20 protein-coding genes and 1 pseudogene are annotated in these 17,565 nt (G+C 68.0%); 12 read left to right on the top strand and 9 right to left on the bottom strand.

Translation table 11 applies throughout. The features are described from left to right. Positions 1–155: 155 nt before the first annotated feature. Entirely contained in the window at positions 156–413 is a 258-nt protein-coding gene (locus BLS11_RS10760; RefSeq protein WP_092537320.1) for a hypothetical protein, read from the bottom strand. A 149-nt stretch (positions 414–562) separates the two neighbouring features. On the opposite strand from BLS11_RS10760, the gene BLS11_RS10755 reads away from it, so the two are divergent. Both BLS11_RS10755 and BLS11_RS10750 read left to right on the top strand, forming a co-directional pair. Then, positions 563–1,186 carry a DUF420 domain-containing protein gene (locus BLS11_RS10755; protein WP_092537318.1) on the top strand — a complete coding sequence of 208 codons (624 nt, stop codon included), beginning with the start codon at positions 563–565 and terminating at the stop codon, positions 1,184–1,186. A gap of 95 nt (positions 1,187–1,281) precedes the next feature. After that, positions 1,282–2,340 carry a glycosyltransferase family 4 protein gene (locus tag BLS11_RS10750; protein WP_092537316.1) on the top strand — a complete coding sequence of 353 codons (1,059 nt, stop codon included), beginning with the start codon at positions 1,282–1,284 and terminating at the stop codon, positions 2,338–2,340. A 229-nt stretch (positions 2,341–2,569) separates the two neighbouring features. On the opposite strand, the gene BLS11_RS10745 is transcribed toward BLS11_RS10750, so the two are convergent. Continuing rightward, positions 2,570–3,247: a plastocyanin/azurin family copper-binding protein gene (locus BLS11_RS10745; RefSeq protein WP_092537314.1), complete on the bottom strand. Its 678-nt coding sequence runs from the start codon at positions 3,245–3,247 to the stop codon at positions 2,570–2,572. A 205-nt stretch (positions 3,248–3,452) separates the two neighbouring features. Between BLS11_RS10745 and BLS11_RS10740 the strand changes: the two genes are divergently transcribed. Beyond that, positions 3,453–4,076: a DUF8071 domain-containing protein gene (locus tag BLS11_RS10740; protein WP_092537312.1), complete on the top strand. Its 624-nt coding sequence runs from the start codon at positions 3,453–3,455 to the stop codon at positions 4,074–4,076. Positions 4,077–4,115: 39 nt separating this feature from the next. Here BLS11_RS10740 and BLS11_RS10735 read toward each other — a convergent pair whose 3' ends face one another. Continuing rightward, on the bottom strand, positions 4,116–5,171 hold the full coding sequence (locus BLS11_RS10735) for a M42 family metallopeptidase (RefSeq protein ID WP_092537310.1): 1,056 nt from the start codon (positions 5,169–5,171) through the stop codon (positions 4,116–4,118). 110 nt (positions 5,172–5,281) lie between these two features. Here BLS11_RS10735 and BLS11_RS10730 point away from each other — a divergent pair, with 110 nt between their 5' ends. The 7 genes from BLS11_RS10730 (at position 5,282) to BLS11_RS10700 (ending at position 11,699) form a co-directional block, all read left to right on the top strand. After that, entirely contained in the window at positions 5,282–5,545 is a 264-nt protein-coding gene (locus tag BLS11_RS10730; RefSeq protein WP_092537308.1) for an MTH865 family protein, read from the top strand. 64 nt (positions 5,546–5,609) lie between these two features. Beyond that, positions 5,610–5,864, top strand: coding sequence for a DUF8151 family protein (locus BLS11_RS10725; RefSeq protein ID WP_092537304.1), 255 nt, complete (start codon positions 5,610–5,612; stop codon positions 5,862–5,864). A 58-nt stretch (positions 5,865–5,922) separates the two neighbouring features. After that, on the top strand, positions 5,923–7,722 hold the full coding sequence (locus BLS11_RS10720) for a S9 family peptidase (protein WP_092537302.1): 1,800 nt from the start codon (positions 5,923–5,925) through the stop codon (positions 7,720–7,722). Positions 7,723–7,825: 103 nt separating this feature from the next. After that, complete coding sequence (locus tag BLS11_RS10715; protein ID WP_092537300.1) at positions 7,826–9,049, top strand: GAF domain-containing protein; 1,224 nt, start codon at positions 7,826–7,828, stop codon at positions 9,047–9,049. 42 nt (positions 9,050–9,091) lie between these two features. Further along, positions 9,092–9,523, top strand: a complete 432-nt coding sequence (locus BLS11_RS10710) for a cobalamin B12-binding domain-containing protein (RefSeq protein WP_092537298.1) — start codon at positions 9,092–9,094, stop codon at positions 9,521–9,523. Then, the gene (gene meaB, locus BLS11_RS10705) at positions 9,523–10,641 is read left to right on the top strand and encodes a methylmalonyl Co-A mutase-associated GTPase MeaB (protein ID WP_092537296.1); all 1,119 of its coding nucleotides are present in this window, start codon (positions 9,523–9,525) and stop codon (positions 10,639–10,641) included. The genes BLS11_RS10710 and meaB overlap by 1 nt, the downstream gene beginning before the upstream one ends. Before the next feature lie 128 nt (positions 10,642–10,769). Further along, positions 10,770–11,699, top strand: coding sequence for an alpha/beta fold hydrolase (locus BLS11_RS10700; RefSeq protein WP_092537293.1), 930 nt, complete (start codon positions 10,770–10,772; stop codon positions 11,697–11,699). Positions 11,700–11,708: 9 nt separating this feature from the next. On the opposite strand, the gene BLS11_RS10695 is transcribed toward BLS11_RS10700, so the two are convergent. Both BLS11_RS10695 and BLS11_RS10690 read right to left on the bottom strand, forming a co-directional pair. Next, entirely contained in the window at positions 11,709–12,095 is a 387-nt protein-coding gene (locus BLS11_RS10695; protein ID WP_092537292.1) for a Zn-ribbon domain-containing OB-fold protein, read from the bottom strand. Beyond that, the gene (locus tag BLS11_RS10690) at positions 12,092–13,258 is read right to left on the bottom strand and encodes a thiolase domain-containing protein (RefSeq protein ID WP_092537290.1); all 1,167 of its coding nucleotides are present in this window, start codon (positions 13,256–13,258) and stop codon (positions 12,092–12,094) included. Before BLS11_RS10690 ends, BLS11_RS10695 begins: the two co-directional genes overlap by 4 nt. A 132-nt stretch (positions 13,259–13,390) precedes the next feature. On the opposite strand from BLS11_RS10690, the gene BLS11_RS10685 reads away from it, so the two are divergent. Together BLS11_RS10685 and BLS11_RS10680 are read left to right on the top strand one after the other, a co-directional pair. Next, the gene (locus BLS11_RS10685) at positions 13,391–14,698 is read left to right on the top strand and encodes a M28 family peptidase (RefSeq protein WP_092537288.1); all 1,308 of its coding nucleotides are present in this window, start codon (positions 13,391–13,393) and stop codon (positions 14,696–14,698) included. Positions 14,699–14,834: 136 nt separating this feature from the next. Then, positions 14,835–15,638 (top strand): NAD(+)/NADH kinase, encoded by an 804-nt coding sequence (locus tag BLS11_RS10680; RefSeq protein ID WP_092537286.1) that lies wholly within the window; start codon positions 14,835–14,837, stop codon positions 15,636–15,638. Between the two features lie 111 nt (positions 15,639–15,749). Here the strand turns inward: BLS11_RS10680 and BLS11_RS10675 are convergent, their stop codons facing one another. From BLS11_RS10675 to BLS11_RS10660, 4 genes and pseudogenes are all read right to left on the bottom strand, one after another. Further along, positions 15,750–16,196: a DUF7313 family protein gene (locus tag BLS11_RS10675; RefSeq protein ID WP_092537284.1), complete on the bottom strand. Its 447-nt coding sequence runs from the start codon at positions 16,194–16,196 to the stop codon at positions 15,750–15,752. Positions 16,197–16,341: 145 nt separating this feature from the next. Next, entirely contained in the window at positions 16,342–16,617 is a 276-nt protein-coding gene (locus BLS11_RS10670) for a DUF7314 family protein (RefSeq protein ID WP_092537282.1), read from the bottom strand. Further along, positions 16,610–16,993 carry a DUF7315 family membrane protein gene (locus BLS11_RS10665; RefSeq protein ID WP_092537280.1) on the bottom strand — a complete coding sequence of 128 codons (384 nt, stop codon included), beginning with the start codon at positions 16,991–16,993 and terminating at the stop codon, positions 16,610–16,612. Before BLS11_RS10665 ends, BLS11_RS10670 begins: the two co-directional genes overlap by 8 nt. Positions 16,994–17,208: 215 nt before the next feature. Continuing rightward, positions 17,209–17,565 (bottom strand): annotated as a pseudogene (locus tag BLS11_RS10660) (cytochrome bc complex cytochrome b subunit); the annotation flags it as partial.

The following is a 17,565-nucleotide window of genomic DNA, read 5'->3' as shown; positions in this document are numbered from 1 at the left end:
CCCCTCAAAAAATCTGTCTCCGCGAGCGAAGCGAGCGGAGGCTCGGCAGAGCGAAGCTCTGCCGGTGGACCAAAAAGGCCGCGCCTCGCTCGCTGGCGCTCGCTCGCCGCGGTACAGTGCGGGGCGTCACCTCACCGCGTCTGAACCGCTACACCTCACCGCTGACCGCTCGACGCCGTATCGGACAGGATGCGGTGCAGCGAACCGACGAGTCCGCCGACGACGAGTGCCGTCCCGCAGAGCAGGAAGGGGAGTTCGAGGAGGGTCTGGAACGGTTCGACGTCGACGACGAACTTCGACCAGAACATCGTCTCCTTTAGGACGACGTATCCGACGAAAACCGCTCCGTACAGCTTCAGCAACTCCGGATTGAGGGCGTACTTGAACGAATCTGCGGCTGGACCTTCGGGCATCGAACCGTAATTTCTCCTTCGTTCACATATTCCTTGGCCCCCGGGGTCGTGATTCTCCCGCGCGTGTCGGTTCTCCGCGACGCCGTTCGTCTCCCGAATCCCCGCCCGGAATCCGAAGACGGAAGGCGGTACCTTTCGAAGTCCCCCGCATGGCAACCGCGAGCGCCGACAATCCGGTGAAGGAACATCCCGCGGCGGTGACGGCGGTGCTCTCCGTCGTGGGCTACGGCCTCGTCGTCGGCACCTTCCTCGGGTACGTCCCCGGCACCGTCTTCCCCGACCTCTCTCTGGCCGAGGTGAACCTGCTTTCGGACGCCATCGCCCTCGTGAACGCGGTGAACGTCGTCGTCATCGCCGCCGGGTGGCGGTGGATTCGGCGCGACGAGGTGCGGAAGCACGCCGTCGCTATGGTCGCCTCGTTCGCCCTCATCCTCGTCTTCCTCGCGATGTACCTCACGAAAATCGGCGGCGGCGGGACCAAGGAGTTCGTCGGCCCGACGTTCGTCTACTACCCGTACCTCGCGATGCTGGCGATTCACATCGTCCTCTCCATCGTCGCCGTGCCCGTCGTCCTCTACGCACTCGTCCTCGGACTCACGCACTCGCCGGGCGAACTGCGCCGCGACACGCCGCACCGACGCGTGGGTCGCATCGCCGCCGGGTCGTGGCTCCTCTCTCTGTCCTTGGGCGTGGTCACCTACTTCCTCCTGAACCACCTCTACGGGTGGGAGTACGTCCAGTCGGCGGCGACGCTGGTCGCCGTCCCCCTCTGACGCCGGCGACCGACCGCCGAAATCGCTCGAACCGCACCCGAATCCGACGCGGAAATGCTGAGGGTTTTTTATTGGGCGGAGACAAGCCGTCGGGTATGCGAATCGCGTTCGTCTCGATGTACACCGAGCAACGTCGCACAGACGGTGCGACGAGACGGACGCGGCGGACGGCGGAACTCCTCGCCGCGCGCGGCCACGACGTGACCGTCCTCTGCGCGCAGTGGTGGGAGGGCGACGTGCCCGAGTTCGAACAGAACGACGTGACGTACGTCGCCGTCACCGAGACGCCCTCGGTGGGGTCGTTCGCCTCGAAACTCCCCTTCGCCCTCCGGCGCGTCAAACCGGACGTGATACACGCCGCCAACAGTCCGCCGTCGCACGTCACCGCCGCGAAGACGGCGGCGCGGTTCCTCCGGACGCCGGTGGTCGTCGACTGGTGGACCGAACGCGAGGAGGACTCGACGGGCGCGAGCAAACGCGCCGCGCGCGCGGCCAAGCGCGTCGTCACCCCTTCCCGGATGGTCAAGACGCACGTCCGGGAGTACGGCGTCGCCGAGGAGGCCGTCCGCGTCGTCCCCGAGTCCATCGACTTCGACCTCGTCCGCGAGAGCGACGTGGACTCCCGCGCGGACATGGTGTACGCCCGCGACATCGACGAACACGCGAACGTGGAGTCGTTCTTCCTCGCCCTCGCGGAACTGCGCGACAGGGACTGGCGCGCCGCCGTCGTCGGCGACGGTCCGGAACTCGACGCCGCCAAGCAGACGGCGGCCGAACTCCGAATCGACGACCGAGTGGAGTTCCTCGGCGACCTGCCGCCGGAGGAGTTCGTCCCCATCATGAAGGGCGCGCGGGTGTTCGCTCAGACCGCCGCCGTCGAACCGTTCGCCACCAACCTGCTGTGGGCCCTCGCCTGCGGGTGCGTCGGACTCGTGGAGTATCAAGCCCGCTCTAGCGCGCACGAACTCGTCGAGAACTGCGACCGGGGCGTCCGCGTGACGAGTCCGCAGGAACTCGCGCGCGAGATCGCCGTCGCCGCCCGCGCCGACGACATGACGGTCAACGAGGCGTTCGCCGACTACGACCACTCGACCGTCGTCCAACGGTACGTCGACTGCTACACCGAGGCCATCGAGGACTACGGGTTCTTCTAACCCACCTTTTTCGAGGGAGTCCTCGCGCGCCTCCGGCACGCTCGAACCCCCATCCAAACATCTGTCTCCGCGAGCGAAGCGAGCGGAGGCTCGGCAGAGCGAAGCTCTGCCGGCGGACCAAAAAGTGCCGCGAGGCGAGCGTAGCGAGCCCTCGCAGTACGATACAGGACGGCACCGCCGAAGCCGACCGCTCTCGGTGGGCGAAAAGCCGCAGAAAGACGGCGTCGGATTACTCCTCGTCTTCGAGTTCGTAGTCGCCGCCGTACTTCAGGAAGAAAAAGGCGAGACCGAGCGTGGCGACCATCGCGAACGTGGTGGCGACGCCGAGCGTCTTCGCCGAGTCGGGGACGGACGGCACTTGCTCGGGCGCGGGCGTCGAGATCGACTCGACGACTTCGATGGTGCCGACCATGCCCGCCGTCTCGTGGGGGTCGCAGTGGTACTCGTACGTGCCGAGAACGTCGAAGGTGGAACTGAACGAGAAGCCGGAGTTCTCGATGGGTTCGTGACCCTCCCAGCTTGCGTCGTCGGGTTGGCTGTCGACGACTACGTTGTGGTTGTCGGACTCCCAGACGAACTCGACGGTCGTTCCGGGGGTTATCTGTAGCGGCGAGTCGGTGCCGGGCGAGAAGACGAGTTCGCCGTCCGGACCGACGGCGACGGTTTCGGTTCCACCGCCGCCGCCACCGCCACCGCCGCCACCCTCGGAGGTGCCGGTTCCCTCGCCGCCCGCGGTGCCGGTACCGGTGCCTTCGCCGCTTGCGGTACCGGTCCCTTCGCCGCCGGACGCCGTGCTCGTACCCGTTTCCTGGGCCGCGGCGGCCCCTGACGCACCCGCGACGGCCGCCGCCCCGGTGGCGGTCCGAAGGAACGCGCGACGGGACATCTCCGCGTTGCCGTCAGTCATGGACGGGGGTTGGGAGTCGGCTGTAGTGAATACTTTGGTTTGGTCCGACCCGCGACCGAAAACAGCCCCGCCGAGAACGGACGGGCGTCGGAGACCGTTCTCCGTCGAACCCGCGGAAGTGGGCCGCGAGCGCCGGTTCCGACCGCCGGTCGCTCGCCCGAGAGAAAACCATATTTGGCTCTGATTGTATATTTTGTCTGTCAATATGGTCTCCAAGACAGACGAACGTCCGACCGGCTCTGCCCTCGAAAGCACCCGCAAGCGCATCCGACGCGGGATAGTCGGCACGCGGCGGCGAACGTCGGCGATTGCGGTTCTGTCCGCCCCGATAACGGCGGTAGTGACCGGATTGCTCGTGAGCGCAACGTACGGGTATAGCAGTATCGAACGGTTGGTTATCGGCGACAACCACCCCTACAGTCTCGGACGGTGGGTCGTCGATGCGTTGTTCGGCGCGGGCCCGCGGACCGTCGCTCTCGTCGGACTGTTCCTGCTCGTGGCGTTCGCTGCGGGTTTCGCCGCGAAGAACTCCGGTCTGATACCGACGATTACGCTCGTGGCGGGGCCGATATTCGGTATCGGCCTCGCGCGGTACGGGACGACGGTCGAACACTTCTCGCCGAGTAACCTCCACCGCCTCTTCGGCGCGACGGCGATGCACTTCGAGACGGTCGGCCCCGTAGAAACGTTCGGAACCGCCCTCTTCGTCGCAGTTCTGTGGGGCGTCCCTATCGGCGTCCTCGGCTTCGCGGTCGGAACTCTCGGTCGTCGTTTCGGCGGCGGCCGAACGCGCCGCCGTCTCGGCGGGGGCGCGTCGTCGGGCCGATAATAACCGACTCGCCGGTCCTCCTCGACGGGGGTCACGCGGTCAGTACGCGTAGTCGTGCTCGCCCGTCTCCGTCTCTAAGAACGCCGTCAGGAGGTCTATCGTCGCGTCCACGTCGGCGACGTGCGCGCTCTCGGTCACGGTGTGGAGGTACCGCGTCGGCACGGAGATTGCGCCGACGGGTTTCGCCCCGTGAGTGTTCTGAAAGCCTGCGGTGTCCGTCCCGCCGGCGGGCAAAATCTCCATCTGGTGGGGGATGTCGGCGTCCTCGGCCACCGAACGGAGGCGGCGGTGGACCTTCGGACTCGTGATGACGCTACCGTCTTTCAGCTTTATCGCCGTCCCCTCGCCGAGTTCGGTCACGTGGTCGCCCGCCTCGAACCCGGGCACGTCGTTGGCGACGGTCACGTCGAGGGCGATTGCGAGGTCCGGGTCGATATCGACGCCGAGGGCCTTCGCCCCGCGGAGTCCGACCTCCTCTTGGACCGTCGCGGCGAAGTGGACGGTCACGTCGGGGTCCTCGATTCGCTTCGCCGCTTCGAGCATCGAGAACAGACAGATCCGGTCGTCGAGGGCCTTCCCCGTCACCGTCTCGCCCATCTCCACCGTCGTCTGCTCCATCGTCACTAAGTCGCCGACGGACACCGCCTCGTTGGCGTCCTCGGCCGAGAGGCCCACGTCGACGTGGACGTCCTCGACTTTCGGGTCTTTCTCCTTCTCCTCCTCCGAGAGGGTGTGCGGCGGCGGCGACCCGATGACGCCCGGCACGTCGCCGTCCTCGGTGTGGATGCGGACGCGTTGCGCCTTCAGGACGCGCGGGTCCCACCCGCCGAGGGCGTCGAGTTGGACGAACCCGTCGTCGGTGACGTGCCGCACCATGAAGCCGATCTCGTCCATGTGGGCGGCGACGGCGACGGAGTAGTCCCCGTCGCCCTCGATGGTGCCCACGACGTTGCCCATCGCGTCCGAGCGAACCTCGTCGACGCTGGATTCGAACTCTCGGCGAACCACGTCGCGGACGCGGTCCTCGTACCCGGGGACGCCGCTGGTCTCCGTCAGTTCCTTCAGGAGGTCGAAGTCGAACTCGTAGTCGGCCATGGATTTTCCTTCCCGACGCCGCCGCAAAAAGACTCGCGTCCCGGTAGAACGGTAAACTCGTTTGTCGTGGTTCCGGAACGCTTTTGCGCCTCATGTGACCATTAGGAGCCATGGCAGACGCCGAAGCGGAACTCCGCTCCGAATTTCGAGCCGCGTTCGAAGGTGCCGACTTCCCCGTGAAAAACCAGATGGACCTCGTTCCCGCACTTCCGAACGGGCCCGGAACCCGTTTCGAGGCGAACGACGGCGAGGTGAGTTTCACCGCCATGGAGATGGCGGCGAAACTCGGGAGCCACCAGAGCTTCCCCTACGAGGACGTCGACTCCCTCGTAGACGACGTCATCGAGGGTCTGAAGGCCGAAGGGATGCTCTGAGTCCCGCTCGAATCGCGTCGGACGACCGAAAGAACTTCGGTCGGTCGCTCGGGACTCGTCGGTCATGACGACTGCGTTACTCGAACTACTGCCCGAACTTCTCGAGCTACTGGTCTACGGCACCGGTTCGCTCGGCCTGTCGGCGGCGGCGCTCTACGCGGAGTCGTTCGCAGTCGCCACCGCGCAGGGCGGCCAACCGAAACTCGGCGCGTGGGCGGCGGTCATGGGCGCCGTCGCGCTCTCTTTCGCGTACCTGCTGGCGACGGACAAGCTCCGCCCGAAACTGACCGAGGTCAAAGGCGAGTTCCGGGGCCACTGACGGCGGACGGGAGTTCGACCACCCGAAACGTTTCGTCGCCGGCCCCCGACGTTCCCCCGTGCACGACATCGAGCGGTATCTGAACGTCAGAAGCGCCTACGGCGCGTCGTTCGGCCCCGAGGGGGAACGGCTCTCCTTTCTCATGGACACGACGGGCGTGCCGCAGGTTTGGACCGTCGAGGAACCCGGCGCGTGGCCCGAACAGCGGACGTTCTACGACGAACGCGTCACGTTCGCCTCGTGGTCGCCAGAACGCGACGAACTCGCCTTCGGGATGGACGAGGGGGGCAACGAGCGGCAACAGCTGTTCCGTTACGACCCCGGGACGGGCGAGGTGACGAACCTCACCGGGATGCCGGACGCCAAACACCGCTGGGGCGGGTGGAGTCACGACGGCGAGCGAGTCGCGTTCACCTCGAACCGCCGCGAGGAGTCCGTCTTCGACGTGTACGTGCAGGGCCGCGACGAGACGGGCGAGGAGGCGGAACTCGTCGTCGAGGGCGACGGCTGGCTCACCCTCGGCGGGTGGTCGCCCGACGACGCGAAGCTCATCGTCTCGGAGGCGTACTCGAACTTCGACCAGGACGTCTCCGTCCTCGACGTCGAGTCGGGCGAACTGACCCACCTCACGCCCCACGAGGGGACGGTGCGCTTCCAGTCCGCCTCGTGGGGGCCGGACGGCGAGAGCGTCTACCTCGTCTCGGACCGCGAGAGCGACACGCTCGACCTGTGGCGCGTCGATATCGACACCGGGGAGTTCTCGCTCGTCGTCTCGGACGAGGAGTGGGAGATAGACGGCGTCTCGATAGACGAAGACTCCCGCCGCGTCGTCTACTCGCGGAACGTGGACGGCTACACCCGACTGACGGCGGGCGAACTCACCGCGCCCGACAGAATCGACCCGTCCGCCGAACCGGACGTGCCGCGCGGCGTCGCCGGCGGCGTCTCGTGGGGCCCCGACGGCGACCGGTTCGCCCTGACGGTGACGACGAGCACCGACGCGACGAACGTGTACGTCGTGGACGCGAAGACGGGCGAGGCCGAACGCTGGACGCGCGCGGCGACGGCGGGCATCCCGCGGGACTCCTTCGTCGAACCCGAACTCGTCCACTACCCGACGTTCGACGACCGGGATATTCCGGCGTTCTTCTCGCTGCCCGACAGCGCCGCGGGCGATGGCGATACGCCCGTCATCGTGGACATCCACGGCGGCCCCGAGTCCCAGCGCCGCCCCTCGTTCAGCGCGGTGAAGCAGTACTTCCTCGCGCACGGGTACGCCGTCTTCGAACCGAACGTCCGAGGCTCGGCGGGGTACGGCAAGGCGTACGGCCACTTAGACGACGTGGAGAACCGCATGGACTCCGTCGCCGACATCGAGGCGGCGGTGGAGTGGCTTCACGACCACCCCGCGGTGGACCCGGACCGAGTCGTCGCGATGGGCGGGTCCTACGGCGGGTTCATGGTGCTTGCGTCGATGACGGAGTACCCCGAACTGTGGGCCGCGGGCGTCGACATCGTCGGCATCGCCAACTTCGTCACCTTCCTCGAGAACACGGGCGAGTGGCGGCGCGAACTCCGCGAGGCGGAGTACGGTTCCCTGGAGGATGACCGCGAGTTCCTCGAGTCCATCTCGCCGTTGAACAACGTCGAGAAGATTCGCGCGCCGCTTTTCGTCCTGCACGGCGAGAACGACCCGCGCGTTCCCGTCTCGGAGGCGCACCAACTCGTCGAGGAGGCGAGCGAACACGTCCCCGTCCGAGAACTCATCTTCGAAGACGAGGGGCACGGCTTCTCGAAGCTTGAGAACCGCGTCGAGGCGTACTCCCAAATCGTCGAGTTCCTCGACGAGCACGTCTGAATCGGGGAGGCGGCTCACCTGCGGTCACGAGAGCCTCCCTAACAGGCGCGAAATCCGTCTCAGTAGAACGGTTTAAGGCAGAGTAGGCGTGATACGTATCAGAATGGCCTCCGGACCGAGCGATACCCGGGTTCTCGTCGTGACGACCGGCGGCGACGCCGCCGGTGAGGAGTCCGACGTGGCGTCGTCCCTGTCGGCGCACCTCCCGGGTCAGACCGTCGTCAGGTCGAGTTCGACCGCCGCGGAGTACCTCCGCGAGTTGGGCCCGACGGTGGACTGCGTCGTCGCCGTGGGCGCAGACGCCGACGTCGTCTGGACGATTTCGGAGACGGACCCCTCGATTCCGTTGGTCGTCTACGGCGAGGAGGTGCTCTACACCCACGTCGACGCCGTCATCCCCTCGACTGCGAGCATCGACGACTTGGTCGCCCGCGTCCAGACGGAAGTGTCCGAGAGCAGGGAAACGAACCACCTCGAAGAGGTCAACGCCAAACTGACGGCGCTCTCCCGGTACGCAAAGCAGATAACCGGCTGTGAAACCGTCCACGACGTCTGCGACCGAACCGTCGAGGCGACCCACGACGCGTTGGACTTCGACTTCTGCGTCCTCGCGTTCGTCGAGGGCGACCAGATAGTCCCGTGCTGTTCGACGCTTCCGATGGATGCGGAACGGCCCATCGACCTCGGCGAGGGCGTCGCCGGTCGGACGCTGGAGACGGGCGAACCGCAGGTCGTCGCCGACATGCAGTCGGACCCGGACGCGACGTTCAAAGAGCGGGAGTTCCGCTCCGTCGTCAGCGTCCCCGTCGGCGACCGAGGCGTCCTTCAGGTGGTTGCGGACGAAGCGGACGCCTACGACGAACAGGACGTGGAGTTCCTCGAAATTCTTGCGGGTTACACGAACGAAGCGCTCGCCCGCCTCGAACGGGAGACGGCGCTCAGAGACGAACGGGACCGGTTCCACGCGTTCTTCGAGGCGCTTCCGGTGCCCGTCGCGTACGTCGAAGCCGAACGGAGCGGGGAGGCGTCCGTCCGCGAGATAAACGCCGCCTACGAGCGGACGTTCCCCCAAGCGGCGGACGCCCTCGGGGAGGACGCGGCCGACGCGTTCCCGACAACGGGCGAACGGCGACTCGTCTCGGACCGCCTCCGCGACGCCGACCCGGCGGACCAGCAGATCGAACGGTCGGTCCGCGAGGCGGGGGTCGAACCGTTCACCGTGGTGCTCGTCCCGTTGGAGCGCATCGGCCTGTCGGCGTCGGGCTACCTCGTCTACGTCCCCGGGACGGTGCCGAGCGACGAGACGCGGACCGGGTATTCATCCTGAACGTCCGTTAGAGTCAAACGGACCGGCGGCGAAACGTCTCCCATGAGCGCCGACGCAGAACGCGGCCAACAACAGCGCACAATCCGCTGTCTCATCGCAAAGGTCGGTCTCGACGGGCACGACCGAGGGGCGCACGTCATCTCCCGCGCCTTCCGAGACGCCGGTTTCGAGGTCGTCTACTCCGGCCTCCACCGCTCGCCGGACGAAATCGTCCAAGCGGCCGTCCAAGAGGACGTGGACGTCCTCGGCCTCTCCATCCTCTCGGGGGCGCACAACACGCTCGTCCCGAAGGTGATAGACGGTCTCAAGGAGTACGGCGCGTTCGAGGATACGCTCGTCCTCGTCGGCGGCATCATCCCCGACGACGACCGCCCGAAACTGAAGGAGATGGGCGTCGCGGCGGTGTTCGGTCCGGGCACCTCGATGAAGGAGACCATCGAGTTCGTGCGCGAGAACGCCCCCCGCCGCGACTGATGGCCGGACCGGACGGCGGAGACGGGCGCGACGCCGAGGCGGACGCCGACCCGGACCTCGTGGACGAACTCCTCGACGGGAAGCACCGCGCACTCGCGAGAGCCATCACCAAGATAGAGAACCGCTCGCCGGGGTACAGGGGGCTCGTGTCGAGTCTGCACGCCCACACCGGCGGCGCGGACGTCATCGGCATCACGGGGAGTCCCGGCGCGGGGAAATCGACGCTCGTGGACAAACTGGCGAAGGCGTACCGCGACGCCGGACTGACCGTCGGCGTCATCGCGGTGGACCCCTCCTCGCCGTACTCCGGCGGCGCGGTCCTCGGCGACCGAATCCGCATGGCGTCGAACGTCGGCGACATGGACGTGTTCTTCCGGTCGATGAGCGCGCGGGGACAACTCGGCGGCCTCTCGACGGCCACCTCCGACGCCGTGAAGGCCCTCGACGCGTTCGGCAAGGACAAGATTATCGTCGAGACGGTCGGCGCGGGCCAAAACGAGGTGGACGTCGTCCGCACCGCAGACACCGTGACCGTCCTCGTGCAACCCGGAAGCGGCGACGACGTGCAGATGCTCAAGGCGGGCATCCTCGAAATCGGCGACGTCTTCGTCGTCAACAAAGCCGACATGGACGGGACGCCCCGGACCGTCGCCGAACTGGAAGAGATGATACACCTCCGCGACAACCCCGGCGCGAGACTCGATTCCGGACACCACGGAAGCGACGCCTTCGGCGGCGACGAGGCGTTGGACGACGGAGACGGAAACGAGGACGGAGCGAGTGACGAGACGGAGACGTGGCACCCCGTCGTCGTCGAGACGGTGGCGACGACGGGCGACGGCGTCGACGAACTGGTGGAGACGCTCGACTCGCACGCGGCGTTTCTCGACCGGACCGGCGCGCGCGCGGAACTGGAGCGAACGCGCTACGCCGAGGAGATACGCCAACTCCTTCGGAGCGACGCGAACGCCCTCGTCGAGGAGGAACTGCGGCGGCGCGGCGGCGCGGAGGCGTTCGCGGAACGCGTCGCCGACAGGGAGACTGACCCCTACGCCGTCGCCGAGGACGTTCTGCGGCCGATTCGGGACTGCGTCGAGGCGCGGCGCGACGACGCTTGACCCGGCCGGCCCTCGACCATCACTCGGAGACGCGAACCGCCGTCGGACGCCTAATGGGCGCCTAACTCCGACGGTTCGGTAGGGTTTGGCGTGACAATATAAGAGCGTCGCAGCCGTACGCTCCTCGCATGAGACTCCGAAACGCAGTCGGCGCAGTCGTCGCCGGTGTGGGCATCGCCGCCGCCGCGAACCGCGTCCTCTCGCGTCGGACGCCGCCGTTGGACCCCGCGCTCTCCGGCGACCAGCGCACGTTCCGGTGGCGCGGCATCGACGTCCACTACACCGAGGCGGGCGACGAGGAGGCGCAGGACCTCGTTCTCCTGCACGGCGTCAACGCCGCGGGGTCCTCGGGCGAGTTCCGCGAGATATTCGACACGCTGGCGGAGGATTACCACGTCGTCGCGCCGGACCTGCCGGGGTTCGGGATGTCCGACCGGCCGCCGCTTCGGTACTCGGCGGCCCTCTACGAGGACTTCGCCGGCGACTTCCTCTCGGAGTTCGACGACCCGGCGGTGGTCGCCTCCTCGCTCACGTCGGCGTACGTCGCCGCGGTGGCCGACGAGGCGAACGTCTCGCAGTTGACCCTCGTCTGCCCGACGACGCGCGGCGGCCCGGAACCGACCGAGACGGTCCGCGAACTGCTCCGCGTCCCGGTGGTCGGCGAGGCACTCTTCAACCTGCTGGGGTCGAAGCCCGCGATTCGCTACTTCAACGCCGACCACGGCTACTACGACCTCTCGAAGGCCGGCGAGGAGTGGATGGAGTACGAGTGGCGGACCGCCCACCAACCGAACGCGCGGTTCGCCCCGGCGTCGTTCGTCAGCGGCTATCTCAACTCCGAGGTCGATCTGAGCGAGGCGCTCTCCGAACTCGACGCGCCGACGACGCTCGTGTGGGGCCGAGAGGCGGATATCACCCCGCTCCGCGAGGGGCGCGTCCTCGCCAGCGAGGCGGACGCGAAGCTCGTCGTCTTCGACGACACGAAACTCCTCCCGCACGTGGAGTTCCCCGAGCAGTTCGTCCGCACCGTCCGCGAGGATCTGACGGTCCCTGCCTGAGCCGACTTCTCACACCGGTCGGAGGACGACCACGGACTCGCCCGTGTTCGGGTTCTCCTCCGTCCCGACGCGCACGCTCTGCCCCACCGACGGGTCCGGTCGGTCGCCCGCGTCCGACAGACCGCCGAACGCGCCGGTCAGTCTGACCGGTCCGAACGACGCGATAGCCGTGACGTACGGCGTCAGTCCGTCGAACTCCGGGCCGGCGACGTGCACCTCGGTGTACGTCTCGACGCTCCCCTCCTCGGGGAGTGGTTCCGCCGTCAACGCCGTCGCGCCGCAGTGCGGACACGTCCGGCGGGGCGGCAAGGAACCGTGCCCTTCGGGACAGGCGAGGTAGAACCCCTCCCCCTCCGCGAGGGCCGCAACCCACTCGTCGAACTTCGAGTCCGTCATCCGCGCACCTCCAACACGTGGACGACGGCGCTGGCGACCGTCCCGCCCGCGTTGTGGGTGACGCCGACGCACGCGTCGGGCACCGCGTCGCTGTTCGGGTGGTCACCGCGGAGGACGCGCGTCATCTCGGCCACCTGCGCGCACCCCGTCGCGCCGACGGGGTGCCCCTTCGCCTTCAGGCCGCCCGAGAGGTTCACCGGGAGGCGACCGTCGCGGGTCGTCTCGCCGCGTCGCGCCGCGCCGATGGCCTCGCCGTGGCCGTACAGGCCGAGTCCTTCGAGGGCGAGCACTTCGGCGATGGTGAAGCAGTCGTGTACCTCCGCCACGTCCACGTCAGACGCCCCGATTTCGGCGTCGTCGTACGCCTCGTCAGCGGCGTCCGCCGCGGCGGGCGTCCGGTTCAGCCACTTGCGGTCCTGCAAGGCGAACTTGTCGCCGCCCTGCCCGGTTCCCGAGACGGCGACGGGGGCGTCTATCCCCTTCTCCTCCGCGTACTCGTCGCTGACGAGGACCACCGCGCTCGCGCCGTCGGTGATGGGACAGGAGTCCATCAGGTGGAGTGGGTCGGCGACGGGCGGACTGTCGAGTGCCTCCGCTACGCTCACCTCGCGGCGGTACTGCGCGTACTCGTTCTCGACGGCGTTCGCGTGGTTCTTCGCGGCGACGTGCGCCAAGTCCTCGCGCGTCCCGCCGAACTCCTCGAAGTACGCGCGGGCCATCAGGGCGTACGCGCCCGGGAACGTCATCCCCGCGCGCACCTCGAACAGTTCGTCGGCGGCGATGGCCAGCGACTCTGTGACCGCGGCCGTATCGAGGTTCGTCATGCGCTCCATCCCGCCGGCGAGGACCACGTCGTGGTCGCCCGAGCGGATTCCCCGCACCGCCTCGCGGACGGCCACGCCCGACGAGGCGCAGGCGGACTCGTGGCGCGTCGCCGGCGCGTCCAACCCGGCGGCTTCCGCGACGAGAGGGCCTTGGTGTCCCTGTCGCTCCGCGAGTGCGCCCATGAAGTTCCCGTAGTGGACTGCCTCGAAGTCGTCCCGGGGCGCGCCGGCCTCCTCGCGGGCCGCCAGTGCGGCCTCGGCGAACAGGTCGCGGCCGGTCCGGTCGGACTGCCGACCGAACGGCGTGAGGCCGACGCCCGCGATTCGAACATCTGTCATGGCGGAACGTACGTGATAAATGAGGTAAGAACCTGCCGGTCGCGGGCACCCCGACCCGACGGCGAGGGGAGAAACCGGCGCGCCGAGTGGGACACCGTAACGGGTATTCGTGCGTCGGGAGGACGGGGTGGCATGGCAGAGTGGATTGCGGAGACGTTCACGAGCGACGTCGGGTGGGACCACCTCCAGTCGCTGGTGGATATCGGCGACCGGATGGCCGGTCACCCCGGAGAGCGCGAGGCGATGGAACTGACGCGGGACGCCCTCTCGGCCGTCGGCGCGCGCGACGCGCGCATCGACACGTTCGAGATTCAGGGGTGGTCTCGCGGCGACAGCGCCGTCCGCGCGGGCGACACCGAACAGGACTGCATCGCCCTCCCGCGGAGTCCGTCCGAGGAGGCGTCCGGGGAACTGGTCGATTTGGGCTACGGCCTCCCAGAGGACTTCGAGCAGGACCTCTCGGGGAAGGTGGCGATGGTCTCTTCGACGGTTCCGGACCACTACGAGCGGTTCATCCACCGCCGCGAGAAGTACTACCACGCCGTCGAGGCGGGCGCGGCGGCGTTCGTCTTCCGCAACCACGTGGAGGGCTGTCTCCCCTCGACGGGGAGCGTCGGCACCGAGGAGTCGCCCATCGGCGACGTCCCCGCCGTCGGCGTCAGCAAGGAGGTGGGCGCGCGACTCGCCCGCCGGTTCGAGGGCGAGGCGGTGACCGTCTCCGTCGACTGCGAGGCGTACCCCGCCGAGAGCGGCAACGTCCACGCCGAACTCGGACCCGACACCGAGGAGGAGGTTCTCGTCACGAGCCACCTCGACGCCCACGACATCGCGGAGGGCGCGTTGGACAACGGCGCGGGCACCGCCGTGGTCGTCGAGGTGGCGCGCGCACTCGCCGCCCGCGAGGACGAACTCGACACGCGCGTCCGGTTCGTCTGCTTCGGCGCGGAGGAGGTGGGCCTCGTCGGGTCGGCCCACGAGTCCGAGCGGATGGGCGAGGACCGAGAGCGAATCAAGGCCGTCGTGAACAACGACGGCGTCGTCGAGGGGCGGACGCTCTCGTTTTACACGCACGGCTTCGACGTCCTCGAAAACGCCGTCGAGGCGGTGTCGGACCGCTTCGACCACCCGATGTCAACCGTCCCCCAACAGATGCCGCACAGCGACCACTGGCCGTTCGTCCAACACGGCGTGCCGGGCTACATGGTCGCGAGCGAATCGGAGGGCCGCGGGCGCGGGTGGGGCCACACGTTCGCCGACACCCTCGACAAACTCGAACCGCGGACGCTCCGCGAACAGGCCATCCTCCTGACCGAACTGACGGTCGACCTCGCCGCAGAGGACGCCGAGGTGCCGCGGAAGGACCCGGAGGACATCGCCGCCGCCCTCGAAGCCGAGGACCACGCCGAGGGCATGAAGATTACCGGCGACTGGCCGTACTGAGAGACGGTGCGCCGCGGACGACTCGGTCCGGGAACACTCCGTCGAACCGCCGACTCTTTTACCGCGTCGCGGCGTACCCGGTGACGATGTCTCGCATCTGCGAGCGGGGGACCGCGGCGTCGGCGGGGGGACGAACGTGAGCGGCGAGGACGCACCGGCGTTCGTCGTCCGCGGCGATTCGGAGGCGTCCGCGGTGGCCGCCGCCGTCGAAGACGCGGGCGGCGTCGTCGCCGCCGAAGTCGCCGCCGACGTTCCGTTCGACGCCGTCTCGCTCGACGGCGACGCCGACGACGCGGACGCCGTCCTCGCAGTCGGCGAAGCGGCGCTTCTCTCCGCCCTCGACGGCGAAACCCCGCCCGTTCTCCCCGTCGACGCCGGGTACGGCCGCTACTCGCTCGACCGGTCGGCGGTCGGAACGGCCGTCGAAGCCGTCCGCTCCGGCGAGGCGTGGACGGTCCGTCACCCGACGGTGAGCGTCCGCGTCGACGGGGAGACGGCCGGACGCGCGCTGACGGACGTGACGCTGATGACGAGCGAACCCGCTCGAATCTCCGAGTACTCGGTCGCGGAGCGACGTCCGTCGGACGGCCCGACGGACGCCGGGGGGAGAGCGGAGGTGGACTCGTTCCGGGCCGACGGCGTCGTCGCGGCGACTCCGCTCGGAAGTGCGGGGTACGCTCGTGCCGCCGGAGGGTCCGTCCTCGACGCCGACGCCGGCCTCGCCGTCGTCCCCATCGCTCCCTACGCGACGACGACGGACTCGTGGGTGCTCCAATCGCCCGTCACGCTCTCGGTGCGGCGCGACGACGCCGCCGTCTCGCTCATCCTCGACGACGAGGTGGCCCGGGACGTTCCCCCGGACGTACCGGTCGAGATCGACGCCGACGGGGAGATTCCGCTCCTCCGCGTCCCGGGATCGGCCGGTCGGACGCGGTCTTGATCCTGTCCGAACGCGAACTACAGAAGAGGCTCCGAACGTAGACCGCTACGGCGAGTCGCCGGTCCGCGTCGGTCGGACCGGGCGTCTCCCGCTCAACGGACGAACGCGCGTTCAGACGACGGCGTTCCAGTAGTCCGCCACGAGGAAGAAGAGGGCTTGGAACGCGGCGTACATGAGCAGGAGCACCGAGGCACCGACCGCGGCCTTGGGCTTCTCGATTTTCTTGTCGGTGCGGGCTTCGACGCGGCGCGATTCGTACTCGAAGAAGTCCGTGAGCAGCAGTCCGAGCGCCAGCACGGACATCACCATCCCTCCGTGCGGTTCGAGGAGCAGCATGATGAACGACGCGAGGACGAGTAACACCGTCGTCACGCTGTGTGGGAGGAACCGCGAGAGTTCTTCGTCGTCATCGCCGTCTTCCGCTTGGTTCACGTGCTTCCGGTGCGCGAGAATCCGCGTCACCATGTTGACGAGGACGAGACCCAAGATGATGTAGGTGATGAACGGCTCTAACACCTCGAGGGCGTCGAGCGGGACAGCGAACTGTAGCGGTTGCATACTCCATTCTCGGTAGACGAGTCATTAGAGTTTTTCCAATCGCGTCAGGGCGACGGCCGACGACGGGGCGACGAGCGCGGCCGACGGCGGCGACTCGCCGTCGGGCCGCGACGTGACGAATCGGAGAAGGGGTGGTCGGCGTCGGTTACTGCGCGCGCCGGTCGTCTATCGCCCGCTTGGCCTCTCGACCCGCCGGGATGAGCACCCAGAACGTGAGCGGACCGAGGATGGCGAACCAGAGGAACGCGTCCAAGAGGGTGACGCCGATGGTGTCGAAGAGGGTCAGCGACTCGGCTTGGACGGGCTCGATGAGCTGTTTGGTGCTCTCGAAACTGCTCGTGCGGTACCAACCCGCGAGGACCATCCACGCAAGGCCCGCCCCGGTGAAGATACCGAGCCCCTTGATGAACTCGTCAGCCATTGTTGTCTGAATCTTCGTTGGAGTCCTCTTGAGACTTTCCCATTCCGCGAGCGCGGAATCTCGTCCCGAGGGTGTAGACGCCCGCCCCGAACCCGATGACCCCGAGGGCGACGACGGCCAACACCGTGCTCAGGACGCCGTCGCCGACGGAGAGTCCGAGCGCCGAGAGGCCGGCGCGAACGATGCCGCCGAGGAAGCTGACGTTCAGCGTCGCGGCGTCCAGAAGCATGAAGCCGAACACGACGCAGACGACGGCGATGAGCGTCGAGAACACCGTCACCGTCTTGTACAGTCGCATCGGGACGACGACGTCCCGCCGCCCGTCTCGCGTCGTCGAACCGGCCGCGGAGTCGCCGGGGCCGTCTCCGTCTGTCATCGACGAGAGTACGCACAGGGGGCAGAAGGACCTTTCCGTGTGCCGCCGCGCCGACGCGGTCCGCGGAGCGCGTCAAACGCTCGAATACGGACGGTGCGGGGCGTCTGCCCCGGCGCGGAACTCGCAGGGGAGTGCGACGACTACTCGATGCGTCGTCTCTCGAAAAAGCGTCCGGCCCGATTCCGGCGCGACCCGAGAAAAGAACGGCCCGTCGATTACCGCGGCGGGCGGAGGCGGTAGTAGCGCTTGTTGAGGCCGTACATGTACCCCTCGCGCATCGTCTTCAGCACCGCGTAGGTGACGAAGAACGCGACGATGGGGAGGATGAACGTGAGGTCGAACAGCAGGTCAACGTTCATCGGCATCAGGTTCTTGATGGCCAGAATCGAGATGGTGAACGCGAAGACGACGCCGCCGACGCCGACGGCGGACCAGAACGGTTGCTCGACGGGGCGTCGGGCGCTCCCCTTGTTGAGGAACGGCACCATCGCGATGATGCCGACGACGACGACGTTCGCGAGCACTCCGTACGTCCGGTCGGCCGTCAGCTTCTGCCCGCCGAGGACGGCCAA

It is taken from the genome of Halopelagius longus, assembly GCF_900100875.1.
In the GTDB taxonomy this organism is placed as follows: Archaea; Halobacteriota; Halobacteria; order Halobacteriales; family Haloferacaceae; genus Halopelagius; species Halopelagius longus.
The sequence above is the reverse complement of the archived record's forward strand: the minus strand, read 5'-3'. Positions and strand labels throughout refer to the sequence as shown.